The organism is Melioribacter sp. (genome assembly GCF_049325435.1).
In the GTDB taxonomy this organism is placed as follows: domain Bacteria; phylum Bacteroidota; class Ignavibacteria; order Ignavibacteriales; family Melioribacteraceae; genus Melioribacter; species Melioribacter roseus.
Genome location: NZ_JBMOLD010000018.1, coordinates 53,224 through 69,274, shown reverse-complemented (window position 1 = coordinate 69,274; position 16,051 = coordinate 53,224). Strand labels below are relative to the sequence as shown.

13 protein-coding genes are annotated in these 16,051 nt (G+C 42.1%); 4 read left to right on the top strand and 9 right to left on the bottom strand.

The annotated features are described in order from the left end of the window. The first annotated feature begins 108 nt into the window (after window positions 1-108). On the top strand, window positions 109-2,292 hold the full coding sequence (locus tag ACOYVE_RS13430) for a Tex family protein (RefSeq protein ID WP_422882388.1): 2,184 nt from the start codon (window positions 109-111) through the stop codon (window positions 2,290-2,292). A 64-nt stretch (window positions 2,293-2,356) separates the two neighbouring features. Here ACOYVE_RS13430 and ACOYVE_RS13425 read toward each other — a convergent pair whose 3' ends face one another. The 3 genes from ACOYVE_RS13425 to ACOYVE_RS13415 all read right to left on the bottom strand — a co-directional run bounded on the left by ACOYVE_RS13425 (window position 2,357) and on the right by ACOYVE_RS13415 (window position 6,098). Then, on the bottom strand, window positions 2,357-4,981 hold the full coding sequence (locus tag ACOYVE_RS13425) for a valine--tRNA ligase (RefSeq protein WP_422882387.1): 2,625 nt from the start codon (window positions 4,979-4,981) through the stop codon (window positions 2,357-2,359). A 123-nt stretch (window positions 4,982-5,104) separates the two neighbouring features. Beyond that, entirely contained in the window at window positions 5,105-5,479 is a 375-nt protein-coding gene (locus tag ACOYVE_RS13420; RefSeq protein ID WP_422882385.1) for a GxxExxY protein, read from the bottom strand. A 157-nt stretch (window positions 5,480-5,636) separates the two neighbouring features. Continuing rightward, entirely contained in the window at window positions 5,637-6,098 is a 462-nt protein-coding gene (locus ACOYVE_RS13415; protein ID WP_422882384.1) for a DUF302 domain-containing protein, read from the bottom strand. A 220-nt stretch (window positions 6,099-6,318) separates the two neighbouring features. On the opposite strand from ACOYVE_RS13415, the gene proB reads away from it, so the two are divergent. Both proB and ACOYVE_RS13405 read left to right on the top strand, forming a co-directional pair. Next, on the top strand, window positions 6,319-7,452 hold the full coding sequence (gene proB, locus ACOYVE_RS13410) for a glutamate 5-kinase (RefSeq protein WP_422882382.1): 1,134 nt from the start codon (window positions 6,319-6,321) through the stop codon (window positions 7,450-7,452). An 11-nt stretch (window positions 7,453-7,463) separates the two neighbouring features. Continuing rightward, entirely contained in the window at window positions 7,464-8,726 is a 1,263-nt protein-coding gene (locus tag ACOYVE_RS13405; RefSeq protein WP_422882381.1) for a glutamate-5-semialdehyde dehydrogenase, read from the top strand. On the opposite strand, the gene ACOYVE_RS13400 is transcribed toward ACOYVE_RS13405, so the two are convergent. Genes ACOYVE_RS13400 through ACOYVE_RS13380 form a run of 5 tightly spaced genes read right to left on the bottom strand, consistent with a single transcriptional unit; the run spans window position 8,721 to window position 11,607 of the window. After that, the gene (locus ACOYVE_RS13400) at window positions 8,721-9,329 is read right to left on the bottom strand and encodes a DUF502 domain-containing protein (RefSeq protein WP_422882379.1); all 609 of its coding nucleotides are present in this window, start codon (window positions 9,327-9,329) and stop codon (window positions 8,721-8,723) included. The genes ACOYVE_RS13405 and ACOYVE_RS13400 overlap by 6 nt on opposite strands. Before the next feature lie 21 nt (window positions 9,330-9,350). After that, window positions 9,351-9,641: an MOSC domain-containing protein gene (locus tag ACOYVE_RS13395; RefSeq protein ID WP_422882377.1), complete on the bottom strand. Its 291-nt coding sequence runs from the start codon at window positions 9,639-9,641 to the stop codon at window positions 9,351-9,353. 14 nt (window positions 9,642-9,655) lie between these two features. Next, entirely contained in the window at window positions 9,656-10,156 is a 501-nt protein-coding gene (locus tag ACOYVE_RS13390; RefSeq protein WP_422882376.1) for an MOSC domain-containing protein, read from the bottom strand. Window positions 10,157-10,211: 55 nt separating this feature from the next. Beyond that, a complete protein-coding gene (locus ACOYVE_RS13385; protein ID WP_422882374.1) occupies window positions 10,212-10,952 on the bottom strand; it encodes a Mut7-C RNAse domain-containing protein in 741 nt (246 codons plus the stop codon). A 1-nt stretch (window position 10,953) separates the two neighbouring features. Continuing rightward, on the bottom strand, window positions 10,954-11,607 hold the full coding sequence (locus ACOYVE_RS13380) for an HAD family hydrolase (protein ID WP_422882372.1): 654 nt from the start codon (window positions 11,605-11,607) through the stop codon (window positions 10,954-10,956). 173 nt (window positions 11,608-11,780) lie between these two features. Here ACOYVE_RS13380 and ACOYVE_RS13375 point away from each other — a divergent pair, with 173 nt between their 5' ends. After that, the gene (locus tag ACOYVE_RS13375) at window positions 11,781-13,931 is read left to right on the top strand and encodes a VIT domain-containing protein (RefSeq protein ID WP_422882370.1); all 2,151 of its coding nucleotides are present in this window, start codon (window positions 11,781-11,783) and stop codon (window positions 13,929-13,931) included. Between the two features lie 54 nt (window positions 13,932-13,985). Here ACOYVE_RS13375 and ACOYVE_RS13370 read toward each other — a convergent pair whose 3' ends face one another. After that, window positions 13,986-16,022: a dipeptidyl-peptidase 3 family protein gene (locus tag ACOYVE_RS13370; RefSeq protein ID WP_422882368.1), complete on the bottom strand. Its 2,037-nt coding sequence runs from the start codon at window positions 16,020-16,022 to the stop codon at window positions 13,986-13,988. Window positions 16,023-16,051: the final 29 nt, after the last annotated feature.

Here is a 16,051-nt window from a genome sequence, read left to right as displayed (position 1 = left end):
TATTTATTTTTTGGTATTAGGCGGGAAGAGAAAACTCTTTTTAAAAAATCAAGTTGAAAAGAAATTATAATTCTTCTTGTTTTACGTTTCTAATTTTCGGAGGTATTGATGGATTATTTTCTTCTAATTGCGCGTGAAATCGGAATCAATAAAGAGCAGGTCGTATCGGCGGTAGATCTTTTCAACGAAGGAGCCACCGTGCCCTTTATTGCGCGATACCGTAAAGAGAAAACCGGCGGCTTGGACGAAACTCAACTTCGATCAATTGAAGAAAAATATAATTATTATAACCTGCTCGATGAACGGAAACAAACCGTTCTTAAAAGCATTGAAGAACAGGGGAAATTAACTCCCGAACTGGAAGAAAAAATCCGTAATGCAACCAAACTGCAAACCGTAGAAGACCTATATCTTCCGTATAAACCCAAACGTAAAACCCGCGCCACTATTGCAATTGCAAAAGGACTGGAGCCGCTTGCGGATTTCATACTCGACAATCCTCTCTTCGACGGCAGTCTCGAAGAAGAAGCTTCGAAGTATATCGATCCGGAAAAAGGAGTCGAGACAGCCGAAGACGCCATTAAAGGCGCAGGCGACATTATTGCCGAACGGATATCGGATACCGCCGAAGTACGCGCCGCAGTAAGGGAATACCTGCTCGAAAACTCTTTTATAGTTTCCGAAAAAGCTCAATTAAAACCCGAGGAAAGGGATAAAAACAAAAAGGACGTCTACGAAGTTTATCATCGGTTTTCGATACCGGTAAAAAAAATAAAACCGTATCAAACGCTTGCCGTTAACAGGGGCGAACGCGAAAAATTTCTTAAAGTGTCGATATCGTACGAACGCGAAGAAGTAGAAAAAATCATTTACGAGAAATTTTTTCCCTACGAGAGAACGGTATTCGAAGATTTTTTGAAAGAGACGGTAAGAGATTCGCTATTGAGGCTCATTTCACCTTCAATCGAAAGAGAAATTCGAAATCATCTTACCGAAGAAGCAGACAATCACGCCATCGAAGTATTTGCCGCCAATCTACGGCAGCTTCTGCTGCAGCCGCCCATCTCCGGAAAAATTATTATGGGAATAGATCCCGGATACGTTTCCGGCTGTAAAGTGGCGGTTATCGACACGACGGGTAAATATCTCGAAGGTACGACGATTTATCCGCACGAGCCTCAGAAGAAGACCGAAGCGGCAAAGAAAACAACGCTCGAATTGATTAAAAAATACGCGGTCGATTTAATAGCAATCGGAAACGGAACGGCAAGCAGGGAAACCGAATTGTTAATCGCCGAAATAATAAAAGAAAACAATCTCGACACTAAATATCTGATAGTAAGCGAAGCGGGAGCTTCGGTCTATTCGGCGTCCGTTCTTGCCAAATCCGAATTTCCCGATCTTGAAGCCGCTCAAAGAGGCAACATTTCGATAGCCCGCAGGGTTCTCGATCCGCTGGCTGAACTCGTTAAAATAGATCCGAAATCGATCGGAGTCGGTCTGTATCAGCACGATGTGGATCAGAAGAAATTGAGCAAAAAACTCGACGACGTTGTAGTAAGCTGCGTCAACTATGTGGGCGTAGATCTGAATACGGCGAGCCTTTCGCTGCTTTCGTACGTTTCCGGATTAACTAAACCGATAGCCAAACGAATAGTCGATTACCGCGAAAAAAACGGAAGATTCAAAACCCGCGAGGAATTAAAAGAAATCCGCGGCATCGGCGAAAAAGTATTCGAGCAATCCGCCGGATTCCTTAAAATACCGGGCGGAGAAAATCCTTTGGACAATACATTCATTCACCCCGAGTCGTACGGCGCAGTCCGAAAATTGCTCGATCTTGCAGGCGTAAGCCCCGCCGAAATAAACAAGAAAGGGAATTTGATTGAGCTTTACGTAAAATCGAAAGGAATCGATAAAGTCGCAGAACAAGTCGGAACGGGAGTACCTACATTAAAAGACATAATAGAAAATCTAAAAAAACCGGGCAGAGACCCGCGCGAGGATTTACCGAAACCGATTCTGCGAAGCGACGTGCTTAAAATGGAAGACCTGAAAATCGGTATGCGCCTGAAAGGCACCGTGCGAAATATTGTCGACTTCGGCGCGTTTGTCGATATCGGAGTCAAGCACGACGGATTGATTCATATCTCCCAGATGTCGAACCGGTTTGTGAAAAATCCCTTCGATATTATAAACGTTAGCGATATTGTGGAAGTGGAAATCCTGAATGTCGACATCGAAAAAGAAAGGATAAGTCTCAAACTGATTGGCAGCGCAGCGGAAATTTGAAAGTTACGAGTTAATATTTTAACCGTCCCTGCAGCAGGGACGGTTAATTAAATTATCTTTATTTTCAGTCCTTCAAATCGTTATAAATCGATTCTAATTTTTCGAGAGCAGTTTCCCAATCTTTTTGTTTAGCCTTTTCCCTTTCGACAACATCGGCGGGCGCTTTCGAAACGAAATTTTCGTTGGACAATTTTTTCTTAACGCCTTCGAGCGATTTTGAAATCCTTTCGATTTCCTTTTCGATGCGGGTTCTTTCTTTGTCCAGATCGATCAATCCTTCAAGCGGAACGAAAATTTCGCATTCTTTAACTACCGAAGACGCGCTGGCTTTCGGTTTAACCAGGTTGGCGCCGGCTTCGATTTTATCGGCTTTAACAAGCGCTTTGATATATCTTATCTGTCCTTCTGTTACCTCGCCGCTCTTCAACAAAAGATTAATGTTTTTGGAAGGAGGAATGTTCAATTCGCCCCGTATATTTCTGATTGCGGTTATAATGCCCTGCAAAAATTCGGTTTCCTTTTCGGCTGCCGAATCGATTTTTTGTTCGTCGTATTTCGGAAATTCTTCAATCGAAATACTTTCGCCTTCTTTTCTGGAATCGAGCAGTTGCCATATTTCTTCCGTAATGAACGGCATAAAAGGATGAACCATTTTGAGCATCTCTTCGTATAGTTTGAGAGCCCGGGTAAGTACGGCGGATTTTTCTTCGTCGGAGCCTTTGTAGAGCCGTTCTTTCGAAAGCTCGACGTACCAGTCACAGAAATCATTCCATACGTATGAATACAAAATTTTCGACGCCGCATTTACTTCGAAATTGTCGATTGCTTCTGCAAATTCTTTCAGCGTACGGTTGAATCTCGAAAAAATCCATCTGTCGGTAAAGTCGATGTGTTTATCCGCCAGATCCGGCTTAATTTCGATATTCTGAGCGTTCATCAAAAGGAATCTGCCGGCGTTCCAGATTTTATTAGCAAAGTTTCTGCCGATTTCGACCATTTCGTTGCTGAAGTGGACGTCCTGTCCGAGCGGAGAAATGTAAGTCATGGTAAATCTGAGTGCGTCGGCGCCGTATTCTTCGATCAAATCGAGAGGGTCGGGCGAATTGCCGAGCGATTTACTCATTTTACGACCTTGAGTGTCGCGCACGGTGCTCGTAAAATAGACGTCTTTAAACGGAATCTCTTTCATAAAATGCATACCGGCAATAATCATACGAGCCACCCAGAAAAAGATTATATCGGGAGCGGTAACCAGCAAGTCGGTCGGATAATAATATCTCTGGTCGCGTTCGTTGGTAAACACGTCCTGAGCCCACAGCCAGCTCGACGCCCATGTGTCGAGTACGTCCTCGTCCTGAGTCCAGTTTTCGATGTCCGCAGGCGGATCTACTTCGCAATAGATCTCGCCCGTTTCTTTGTGATACCAAACAGGAATACGGTGACCCCACCACAATTGACGCGAGATACACCAGTCGCGGATGTTTGTCATCCAATGTTCGTAAGTTTTTATCCAATGTTCGGGATGAAATTTAATTTTGCCGTCGAGCACTACTTCCAGTGCGGGCTTTGCCAATTCGTCCATTTTCATAAACCACTGTTCCGAAAGATAAGGTTCGATAGGAACGTTTCCGCGCTGGGAGTAGCCGACTTTGTGAGTATAATCTTCCGTCTTCAGAAGAAATCCGAGCTCTTCCAGTTTTTTTACTACTTTTTTGCGCGCTTCGTATCTGTCGAGGTTTCTGAATTCTTCCGGCGCGTTTTCGTTTATCGATGCGTCTTCGTTGAATATATTTATCATTTCGAGATTGTGTCGCAGTCCCATTTCGTAGTCGTTTACGTCGTGCGCCGGAGTGACTTTAACTGCCCCGGTTCCGAATTCCATATCGACGTACTCGTCTGCGATAACGGGAATTTCCCTGCCGACAATCGGAAGCGTTACCGTTTTGCCGATTAAATGTTTGTAACGTTCGTCGTTAGGATTGACCGCAACAGCGGTATCGCCCAGCATTGTTTCGGGACGAGTCGTTGCTACCACGAGAAATTCATTCGTACCCTTTACCGGATACTTAATATGCCATAGATGCCCTTTTACTTCTTTGTAGAATACTTCCTCGTCGGAAATAGCCGATTTGGACGCCGGATCCCAATTGACCATTCTATAACCGCGGTATATATAACCTTCTTTATAAAGTTTGACGAACGCTTCGATTACTTTGCGGTAATAATGTTCGTCCATCGTAAAACGTTCGCGCTGCCAGTCGCAGCTCACTCCGAGTTTACGCAGCTGTTGAAAAATTATACCGCCGTATTTTTCTTTCCATTCGTAGCAATACTTTAAGAACTCTTCTCTTGTCAAGTCTTTCTTGTCGATTCCCTTTTCTTTCAGCATAGCCACAACTTTGGCTTCTGTGGCAATCGAGGCATGGTCGATGCCGGGAACCCAACATGCGTTAAAACCCATCATCCTTTTGTATCTGATGTAAATGTCCTGCAACGTATTATTGAGAATGTGTCCGATATGAAGAATGCCGGTAATATTTGGCGGCGGAATTACAATTGTGTAGGGAACTTTTGTTTCGTCGACTTCCGAATGATAGAGATTGTGGTCGTACCAGTACTTATACCATTTGCCTTCGGCATCCGAAGGATTGTAGGCTTTGGGAATTTCGGACAAATTTTTGGGTTTCATTTTTCGCTCTTAATTTCCTTGAAAAAATTAAACGCAAATATAAAGAAAATGAAGCTAAGATAGGACTTTGACCAACGGGAGAAAGCCACGAATGCACGAATTCGATACCGAATACGCGAATGACTACAGGAGAATTCTTTTATACTGCAAGGATAATTTACCGAAGTTTACTAATAAGCCCAACTTGCACCCCGATACTTTTAGATAATTCAGGGTTTGAGCTATATGCTCGTTTGCAATTTCGCTAATACTTTTTATTTCGAGAATTATTTTATTGTATACTACAAAATCGGCGTAAAATTTATGGGGCAGAATTATGCCTTTGTAATTTACTTCGTATTCTTTTTCTCTTTCGAAGGGAACGTTGCAACGGCTGAATTCGAGTTCGAGCGCGTCTTTGTAGACAATTTCTAAAAATCCTTTCCCGAGATTATTGTGCACTTCCATACACAATCCGATAATTTTGTACGATTCGTCTTTGTATAAAATATCAACCATTGTTTGACGCGCCTTATTCATTCGTGAATTCGTGGCAAAAAATAGCCACGAATGCACGAATTAAACACGAATAGCCCCCTAATCCCGAATCCGGAAATAAAATTAATAACGCGAAGATTGAATATCAAGGATTCAACGCCAATGGTTATTTTATTCGTTATTTGAGCAATCGGCTCAATATGTATTCAACGTCGCCAATTGCCTTTGCCATCGGAGAATTTTTTACATTCCCGAAAGATGCGGCTAAAAATTCCGGATTGATACGGGAAATGTACGTCTTGCCGTCCGACTTTTCATATACGGAAATTCGGCAAGGCATTAAAGCCGAAACTGCTTTGTAATTGTCTTCCTTTAAAACCTCGTAAGAATATTCGGGATTGCAAAATTCAATTATATTGACCGGCAAAACCTCCTTGCCGTTTTTCTTAAGCGATTTTTGAAGATCGTGTATCGCAACAATCTTCCATCCGTTCCGGTTTCCCAGCCTGCTCAGACTATCGACTGTCTCCGAGAAAGTATATTTACTTTCGTTTTCTATCAGAAATTGCGGGGTGTTTTTTTCTTGCGCAAATAAATTTAGAGTAAACAAAACAATGATTGCTAAGAGCAATTTATTCATGATTTTACCTTTCTTTTATATTAAAAACTTCGGGATAATATTACTCATAGTAAACAGTTAGATGAAACGCGGCTGAATTCGATTCAAAACGGGAGCGGGAAACGTCCCTATTTCCCAAAACCGGTATGATTGATTAACGACCATTCATCGAAGACAACATTTTTATAAATGCATTATTATACATAATCACGTATATTTATACATAAAAAATTCGTGAGTTATGTCTAAATTGAAACTAAGCGGCTGGAAGAGGGCGGTAATAAAAGTAGGAAGCGGCATAATAGCGCCCGAAGGAAAATGTTCGACGCGTTATTTGCTGCCGATTGCGGGATTCATTTCCGAATCGATTAACTCGGGCAAGGAAATTATTTTGGTTTCGTCGGGAGCCGTTGCGGCGGGTTTAACGACTCAGCCGGCATTGTCTAAAAAAAATCATCGTTCCATTCCCGAAAAGCAGGCGCTTGCCGCCATCGGGCAGTCGATATTGATTTCATTGTGGAGCCGTTTTTTCGACTTTCCGTGTTCCCAAATTTTGTTGACTTACGACGACATTCACAATCGCCGCCGGTTTGTAAACGCAAAAAACACATTAAATAAACTGATCGAACTGGGCACGCTTCCGATTATCAACGAAAACGATTCCGTAGCTACGGAAGAATTAAAAGTCGGGGACAACGACAATCTCGCCGCTTACGTGGCAATGCTGACCGAAGCCGATTTATTAATAATCTGCACGGATATCGACGGATTATACGACGCGGATCCGAAAAGGAAAAACGACGTAAAATTGATTCCCGTAGTAAATAAAATTACGGACGATATTTTCAGTCTCGCCGGAAAATCGAAAAATCCTGTTGCCACAGGCGGAATGAGAACCAAAATCGAAGCCGCTCAGAAAGCTACGAATATCGGAATCGATACGATTATAATTAACGCCACGAAAAAAGAAGTGTTCGACGACCTTGCCAAAGGCAAAGTGAGGGGCACGCTGTTTAAAAAGGCAACTTCGCCTGTTAATGCGCGCAAACACTGGCTGCTTCACGCATTAGAATCGAAAGGAAAAATTTATATCGACAAAGGCGCCGAGAACGCTATACTGAAAAAAGGCGCTTCGCTTTTGCCTTCCGGCGTTACGAGAATTGAAGGAGAATTCAAACAGGGCGACGCCGTCGATATTTACAAAGACGGAAGCAATTTATTAAAGCCGATTGCCAAAGGAATTACGCAGTACAATTCATCCGACCTGTCGAAAATCAAAGGACGCAAAAGCGTTGAAATAGAAAGGATACTCGGTTTTGTAATTACGGAAGAAGTAATTCACCGCGACGAATTAATAATAACGGAAACTAAATAGGGGTATTCAAATTGGAGAACGAATTAATAAAACTCGCTCAAAAATGTAAAATCGCTTCCCGTAAACTTGCCGCTTTAGATACGAATTCAAAAAATAAATTATTAACCTCAATGGCCGAGAGTTTAGACAATTCGAGGAATAAAATAATTGCGGCAAACGAAACCGACCTGAAAGCCGCAGAAGAAAAAGGATTGAGCGGCGCGCTCGTCGACCGCCTCAGATTGAACGACGATCGAATCGACTCGATGATAAATGCAATAAAGGAGATCGTACAACTTAACGACCCTGTCGGTGAAATCGAAAACGTAAAGACCCGACCCAACGGAATACAAGTGGGCACAATGCGCATACCGCTTGGAGTTATTGCAATCATCTACGAAGCGCGTCCCAACGTAACATCCGACGCAGCGGCGCTTTGCATCAAAAGCGGCAACGGAGTAATATTGCGCGGAGGTTCGGAAGCTTTTAATTCCAATGCAGCGATTGTCGAAGCGCTCAAATCGGGCGTCGAAAAATCGGGCGTTAGCCCCGACATCCTTACTTTCATTCCCACGACAGACCGCGAAGCAATGGTCGAACTTTTAAAACTCGAAGAATACATCGACCTCGTAATTCCGCGAGGAGGGGAGGGTTTAATAAGATTCGTCACACAAAACAGCAGAATACCAGTCATCAAGCATTACAAAGGCGTTTGTCATCTTTATGTCGACAAAGACGCCGACTTGGATCTCGCATTAAATTTATTGATAGACGGAAAAACGTCCAGACCGGCGGTTTGCAATGCGCTCGAAACTCTTCTGGTTCATAAAGATATAGCCGATAAATTTTTGCCCGCTGCCTCTTCCGCTTTGAAAAAGAAGAAAGTAGAAATACGCGGATGCGGCAGAACAATTGAATTTATTCCCGACGCAAAAACCGCCACGGAAGAAGACTATTATGCCGAATATCTCGATTTGATTATAGCCGTAAAAGTCGTCGAAGATTACGACGAGGCTGTGGAACACATTGCGAAATACGGCTCAAACCATACCGACGTAATTGCGACGCGAAATATTTTTACCGCTCGAAAATTCATTAAAGACGTCGACTCTTCGTCGGTAATGGTCAATGCCTCCTCTCGTTTTGCCGACGGCGGGGAATTGGGACTCGGAGCTGAAATAGGGATATCCACTTCCAAGCTTCACGCATACGGACCGATGGGATTGGAAGCGTTGACCACAAAAAAATTCATAGTTTTCGGCGAAGGTCAAACGCGTCATAATGTCGAATTATGATTTTTTCTCATTCATCTTATTAAGTAGTTTACCGGAGCCGCCGCCGAGGCTCAGAACCGTTCGCATTGCCTCTTCCACCGGGTAATCGAGTTTTATTACGAATTCGTTTTTGATATGATAAATATATCCTCCCGTCGGAGCGGGCGCCGAAGGAATAAAGACGGTTGTGTATCCTTCGAAGCTTTCGTCCGTAATAAAAGCGGTAACCAGCGTATCGTTGCCAAACGGTTTTACCAGCGCCACTCCTTTGAAAATCAATTTCTCGTCGCCGAACAGATGTATAACCGTATCTTTTATGATTTTATAAAGCGGCACGCGTTTTAAAATTTTTTCTTCCAGAAATCCGATTATATAACTGCCAAGACTTGTTCTCACTATCAATCCGACAATAAAAAAGAGGAGCAGAATTATAATTACGGCGGCTACCGAAGCGACCAGTTCGTTCAACCGGGCGGTTTCCACCAGGATATTCGTAACCGGTCTTATTTTGTCCGTCAAAAAGTTGAAGAACCAATCGAGCACGAATATCAAAAGGATAATCGGCAGCACAATCAAAAATCCGCCGAGGAATGTGGTTCTTAAAAAGGCTTTTAATCTTTCCATAATCGCTCCGTTTACAAAATATTATTTCCATTGTGTTACTGTTATTAACGAATCCGTTTCGATTAATCCAGCTCCTTCGTGCAGCAAATTTTGTCCGAAAAATATTTTATTTCCCTCCTTCCGATAAAGAGAAAGAGTTTTGAGGGGCTCTTCGCTTTTACGGGCGTTTGTCTGATCGACAGTCGTTATCACGCAACGCGCGCACGGTTTTACTACTCGAAATTTAATTCCGTTCAATACGAAAGATTCCCATTTATCCTCGTCGAAGGGACGACCTCCCTTAAAAACAAGATTGGGACGAAAGCGATTCATTGGAATTTTTACATTCAGACGGGAATAAGGTCGTTGAGCGACTCTTCGCCGATAATCAAAAAAGGAAACCCGTCGGCAAAACTTACCAGCTCATTATTTAACGCGTATTTCTTATCTGCGTATCTCTTAACTTCGTCGTCCATAAATACGAGACGGCATTTTATTTTCAATATCTCTTCGAACCATTTATCGGCTTCTTCGGAAACGAGCATGGCTTCGACTTCGTCGTCCCATATTTTAACTTTTGCTCTGACGTCGGATTCCGATCTAAACGGTATTTCAATTATCCTGTTGTCTTTTGAATATCGGAGGCGAAAACCTTCGTCCGTTATTTCCGGTTTTATTAAAGCCATAACGGGAAACTTCCTTTGCGTCAGGAAATTGCCTTGGCCGTCTACAAGCATGAATCGCCTGTCGTACTTAAGTCCGCGGTCTGTTGCCTCGGCGCGCTTTAACGATATCCCTCCTAAAGATTTGAAAGGATAGATATATATTTCGCTCAGTCTGTATTCCATAATCGTTTAACCCCTTGATATAATATATAATTTTAGAAACAGATAATCATTAAGGCTATTCATGTTGAATCGTTCGAATCAGTTCAATCATTTTTTTGTAATGCGTTCCTTTCCAATAGACTTTTTTACAATTTGGGCATCTGTAAAATTCAGTATTTATTTTTTTTACTTTCGGAGGCAAAAGGTTTTCCACTTTCTCTTTCTCGGTTTTATTTAGTTTTACATTGCATTCGATGCAAAGAGAAAACGGTTTTACGGCGCCGACGAGATCGAATCTGCCGACAACTTCTCTAAGCTGTTTTACAGGCGCTTGATTTCTGATCCAGTAGCCTCTGACTACTTTGTTATTTTTCAAGATGCCGACGTCGCGCGTAAGAATGCATCTTTTTTCATTTACAGAAATATCGATAATTTCTTCGTCGGAAAAATCGTTTCTGTAGAGCGAATCGAAACCGCAGATTCTCAAATAGCGCGCAAGCCTTCCCAGGTGGACGTCGAGAATGAAACGCGGATTTCTGAGCGGCGAGGGTCTTAATTTCTGTACGGGAGTTATATCGATCGACTCGAATTCCGGATAAACCGAAATATAATCGCCATCTTTTATTTGATAATCGAATCCGACGGAACTGCCGTTTACAATTATCAGGTCTACTTCCGTATGCGTTGCTCCGCATGACTCGATTACGTCTTTAACCGAAGGACTGCCGTAAAAACGGTATTGAAACGGGACTTTTCTTTTTGAAGGAGGGAGAAAATCGTTCAGTTCCTCGTAGAAACGAAGAGTGGCGAATTTCATTTTATTTTCCGTTGAGACTCAATCTCAATTCATCGAGCGACCCTACAATCAGATCGGGCTCGAGCTTTATTAAATCATTGGCGGTTCGATATCCGTACGTTACTGCGCACGATTTTGCGTTTGCATTTTTGGCGCAAAGAACGTCGAGTTCGGTATCGCCGACCATTAAAGTATCGCTCGGAATTACATTCAAACTTTCACAAATAAAAAGGAGCGGTTGAGGCGAAGGTTTATGCTCGAAACCCGGTCGCCGTCCCATAATAAAATCGAATTCGGAATCGATCCCGAAATATTTCAAAATCAATTCAGCCTGCTCCTGCGACTTGGTTGTCAAAAGAGCGCGCTTGATTTTATTCCTCTTTAATTCCGTTAATATATCTTTGACGCCTTCGTATAGTTCGGAGTATTTAATAAAGTCGAAATAAATCGACTTATACAACTCGATAAATTCTTTAAAGTCCGGGACGTTGATTCCGAATTCTTCGAAAATATCTTCGAAATGAAGACCGATCCGGGAATAGAATTCATCTTCCGTCAAATTATGCTCAATGCCGAGACGGTTAAAAGTTTCTATTGTAGCCGCGTAAATTGTTTTGTGCGAACTTACAAGCGTACCGTCCAGGTCGAATACTACCAGTTTCAAATCCATGGTCATAAAATAGCAATTAATCTCAAAATAATCTTTTTAAACGAAAAATTTACTCCTGTGCGAAAATATTTCGCATGCATTTTTAAAAAAGTAAGAAAATGTACCGTATTTATATATTGAACCTGGAATAATTTTTGAGTAAAATTATTTTAAATATTCATTATTAAAAGGGGGCTCCAATGCTAAAAAAATATACTTTTTTTCTAATTCTTTTTGCTCTTGCTTTTAGTATTCAAGCGCAGCCGTACGCTTACCTGTCGATTAACGACCCGCATGCATGGGGAAATTACAACCCTGTTATTAACAGAGCTCAGGTTGTAGTAACGCCGGAAGGAGTTTTCAGCAAGGTCGACCTCATACTCGAAGTAGCGACTACCGACACATATTTAAACAACGAAAAGCAGCTCGAGATTGTGCTTAATTTTTCATTGCCGGAAGGAAGCGTGGTAACTGATCTGTGGCTCTGGGTAGGAGACGAAATCAGCAAAGGACTTCTGCTCGATACATGGACTGCGTCTACTATTTATGAAAATATCGTCAACCGAAGACGCGACCCTGCGGTATTGTACAAACGGTCTGCAAACAATTATGAACTGCGCGTTTACCCGCTTTTTCCCAAATCCTTCAGGAAATTTAAAATTCAGTATTTGACGCCCAACAATTGGTACAGTGAAAAGGCTCTCCTTCCTTTACCCTACCACATTTTGAATGCCGCAAACAAACCCGTAGGGACTCTTGAAATAGCCGCATTGAACTTTAATGAATGGAGAAATCCCGTATTAGCCGGCAAGGACGGCGAGTTTGTTGACGCCTCCGGAACGGAATATCCAGCCGACTACGAATATGTTTCATTCGCGAATGTTTCAAGTCTGCCGTCGAACTTTGCGGTTGAATATCCCAATCCGATGATAAACGGAGTCTACCTGAAAAAGTACGACGACGGAGAAACGGGATACTATCAAATGGCTCTCTTCCCGGGCAATACGATCATCGATAAAAAGAAGAACAAAGTTTTATTCCTCATTGATTACGACGTAAGAAAAACTACGCTTACAAAAGACGACATAGTTTCAAATCTAAAGACATTGATAAAAACGAATTTGAAAGAAGACGACCAATTCAACATTTTTTATTCGATGCTAGGCACCCAACGGCTGAGCGAGAATTGGATTAACGCCGACACCAATTCAATTAACGCCGTACTGGAATACTTCAAAGGCGGTCATCTTTCTTCCTACAGCAATTTGGCGACATTATTGAACGACGGTTACGAATATCTCCGGAATAACGGAGACAGCGCCGTCGTTTATCTGATGGCTTCTTCCGATCAATTCGGCAGCTTCGAACAGGCAAATCAATTGATAAACGACCTGCAAACTTATTACTCCCCTTTGCCGCCCACATACATTTTCGACTTCAACAACAATAATTTTTACTATTATTATTTCGGCAACAGATCGTATCTGGGCAACGAATATTTTTACACAAACCTTTCGAGATTGACGGGCGGAGACTACAAAAGAATAAACAATTCGCCGCTTGCAACAATGAACGAACTCTTCGGACAAATAAGCGGATTAATAACTTCGTTCGATCTCTATACGACTCTGGAAGCCGGTTTTTGTTTTAGCAGACAGAACTTAAAAAGTATTGAAGCCTCCATCAACATCGGCGAACCGATCGTACAAATTGGCAAATATATCGGTAGTTTTCCATTTACGATAAAAGCCTCAGGAATATACGACTCTAAACCGTTCACGTCGACTTTGAATATTTACGAAAACGAAATAGCCGACGCCGACAGCACAACAGCGCAAATGTGGACGGGATGGTATATAAGCAGTCTCGAAAAAGGGTATTTAACAAACAAAGAAATAATTGAACTGGTCGATTTGAGCGCTCGTTACCGCATATTGTCTACTTATACTTCATTCCTCTGCCTGGAACCCGGGGACACGATTTGTATAGAATGCGTTCAGGAACAGCAGGGGGGCAGGAACGACGGTGGAGGCATAATATCGGTTGACGAAGAGAATGAAGTTCCCACGGAATTCGACGTTAAAGCTTATCCGAATCCGTTCAATTCGCAGGTAAATATTTCCGTTACTTTGCCTGCCGAGGCAACTAAGGAAAATATCAAAATCAAAATTTATAATTTACTCGGACAGGAAGTTAAAACATTCGAGTATACGCCGAACAGTTCAAATATTATTAATCTTTTCTGGGACGGAAAAAACGACGAAGGGGAACAGCTTTCTTCGGGCGTTTATATCTTTACGGTCTCGGGAGGCGCGTTCAAGAAATCGATCAAACTCGTTTACATGAAATAATCCGAGGGCAAAGAGGGGGAGATATCAATCATCTCCCTCTCTTTTTTTATAAGATTAATTATATGTCGGCAAAAACGAATATTCTTTTGCGTAATAGAGCATCTGTTCGGTAAAGTCTTCGGGATATTCAATTTTCACGTCGATAATTTCGTCGCCGTTCATAACCGGGACAAGTACGGGATTTATAAAGCCGGCATACGGAGCGATATTAAGTTTTTTATAACGTTCGAGAACTTCCGCATGGAGCGCCCTGTCGACTTTAACGCCGTAGTTTTCCACCAGATTTTTACCCGCTTCATAGTCGCCTTCCGATTTAATTCTTTGAATTTCCCTCAGAAGTTCTCCGAACAAATCGCGTAATTTCCGATAATCGTTAATTACAAAATAAGTTTTTCCGTCTTTAACTTTCTTTTCGATTACATTGTCGTTCCTACCTTTTTCATAAACCCACTTGGAAACGAGCTGCCGGTTTCTCATGTGCGCCTGTTCGATATCGTCTCCCAATTCAACGCGGGCAAGCTGAGTCATCAAGCCGTTTCTGATATAACCGTCGTATTCCGCTTTACCGACTTCGAGGGAAGGCATAACTCCCAGATCGACAAGTTTGGGATCCATAATGAAATAGAGAGCCACCAGATCGGCGCGCGCTTCTTCCAGTACGGATGCGTAATTTTTGAGAGTTTCATTCGGCTGACCGACGCCCGGATTCAACTGTCCTGAAGCGTGTCCTATCACTTCGTGCATGTCGGTATGAAGATCGCTTGCCAGCGCCCCGTATTTTTTTGCGCGTTCTATTTCTTCCTGCGAGTAGGCGAATTCTTCAATCAATCCGCTGCTTTCCGAAGCTTTATTGTAAGAATGAACTATGTTTCCCAAGTTAACCGATTTAGATCCGTATTCTTTTCGTATCCAATTTGCATTGGGAAGATTTATGCCGATCGGCGTAGAAGGCGAAGCGTCGCCCGATTCAACGACGACGGTTATTACTTTAGCCGAAATTCCCTTAACGTTTTTCTTTTTATGTTCAGGCATTATGGGCGAATTGTCTTCGAACCATTGAGCGTTGTCGCTAATGGCTTTAATTCTTTTGGTGGCTTCGAAATCTTTGAAAGAAACGACGGATTCGAAATTTGCTTTATATCCGAGCGGATCGTTATAAGTTTCGATGAATCCGTTGATAACGTCGACGACGGAATTTGTATCCTTGATCCACTCGATATTATATTGATCCCACAGTTTTAGATTGCCGGTCACATAATATTTAACCAACAAATCGAGAGCTTTTTTCTGCTGTTCGTTTTCCGCCACCGCCATCGCTTTTTCGAGCCAATAAGTAATTTTGTCGATTGCCAGATGGTACATTCCTTTATACCGCCAGGTGCGTTCGAATATCTTGCCGTTTTCTTTAACGAGTTTGGAATTCAGTCCGTACGATACCGGTCTGGTATCTTTCGGGTCGGCAAGACTGTTATAAAAGTCTTCGGCTTCTTTTTGCGTTACCCCTTCGTAAAAATTTACCGCCGATGTTTTAATCAGGTCGGCGTTCGGGTCCTGATTTACCTTTACCGGATCTACTTTTGGATCAAATAAAATGGGAGTCAGTTTGTTAATAAGATCGTCCGGGGTTTCGTTATTTTGCAGAGGTAGTTCCCATTCGTCCGAACCCTTTACAAGTTTTGCAAAATATTCTTTTGAAAATTCCGGCTGGAATTTTTTATTGGAATAATGATGATGAATACCGTTTGAAAACCAGACTCGTTTTGTATATTCCATAAATTTTGCAAACTGAGGGTCGTTTCTGTCGCCGTTATATGTTTTGACGATTCCCTCGAGCGTTCTTCTTATATAAAGATTATGTTTATAATTTTGGTCCCAAATTATATCTCTGCCTGCCAATGCAGCCTGATAGAGATAGTAAACTAATTTTTTCTGATTTAGAGTAAGTTTGTCGAAATTGTCGATTTTATATCTTTGAATTCTAAGATCGGCAAATTGCTCCGCAACATATTTGAAATCGTCTTTCTTTTCGGTAGTGCAATTCATAAGCGAAATTCCTATAATACTAATTAGAAAAAAATTTTTAAGATTCATGACTACTCCGTCATTAATTAATTTTCAGT

Coding starts and splice junctions, on each gene's coding strand:
- proB (WP_422882382.1), top strand. CDS start 6,319: ATGTCTAAATTGAAACTAAGCGGCTGGAAGAGGGCGGTAATAAAAGTA.
- ACOYVE_RS13375 (WP_422882370.1), top strand. CDS start 11,781: ATGCTAAAAAAATATACTTTTTTTCTAATTCTTTTTGCTCTTGCTTTT.
- ACOYVE_RS13380 (WP_422882372.1), bottom strand. CDS start 11,607: ATGACCATGGATTTGAAACTGGTAGTATTCGACCTGGACGGTACGCTT.
- ACOYVE_RS13430 (WP_422882388.1), top strand. CDS start 109: ATGGATTATTTTCTTCTAATTGCGCGTGAAATCGGAATCAATAAAGAG.
- ACOYVE_RS13415 (WP_422882384.1), bottom strand. CDS start 6,098: ATGAATAAATTGCTCTTAGCAATCATTGTTTTGTTTACTCTAAATTTA.
- ACOYVE_RS13385 (WP_422882374.1), bottom strand. CDS start 10,952: ATGAAATTCGCCACTCTTCGTTTCTACGAGGAACTGAACGATTTTCTC.
- ACOYVE_RS13400 (WP_422882379.1), bottom strand. CDS start 9,329: ATGGAAAGATTAAAAGCCTTTTTAAGAACCACATTCCTCGGCGGATTT.
- ACOYVE_RS13370 (WP_422882368.1), bottom strand. CDS start 16,022: ATGAATCTTAAAAATTTTTTTCTAATTAGTATTATAGGAATTTCGCTT.
- ACOYVE_RS13420 (WP_422882385.1), bottom strand. CDS start 5,479: ATGGTTGATATTTTATACAAAGACGAATCGTACAAAATTATCGGATTG.
- ACOYVE_RS13395 (WP_422882377.1), bottom strand. CDS start 9,641: ATGAATCGCTTTCGTCCCAATCTTGTTTTTAAGGGAGGTCGTCCCTTC.
- ACOYVE_RS13425 (WP_422882387.1), bottom strand. CDS start 4,981: ATGAAACCCAAAAATTTGTCCGAAATTCCCAAAGCCTACAATCCTTCG.
- ACOYVE_RS13390 (WP_422882376.1), bottom strand. CDS start 10,156: ATGGAATACAGACTGAGCGAAATATATATCTATCCTTTCAAATCTTTA.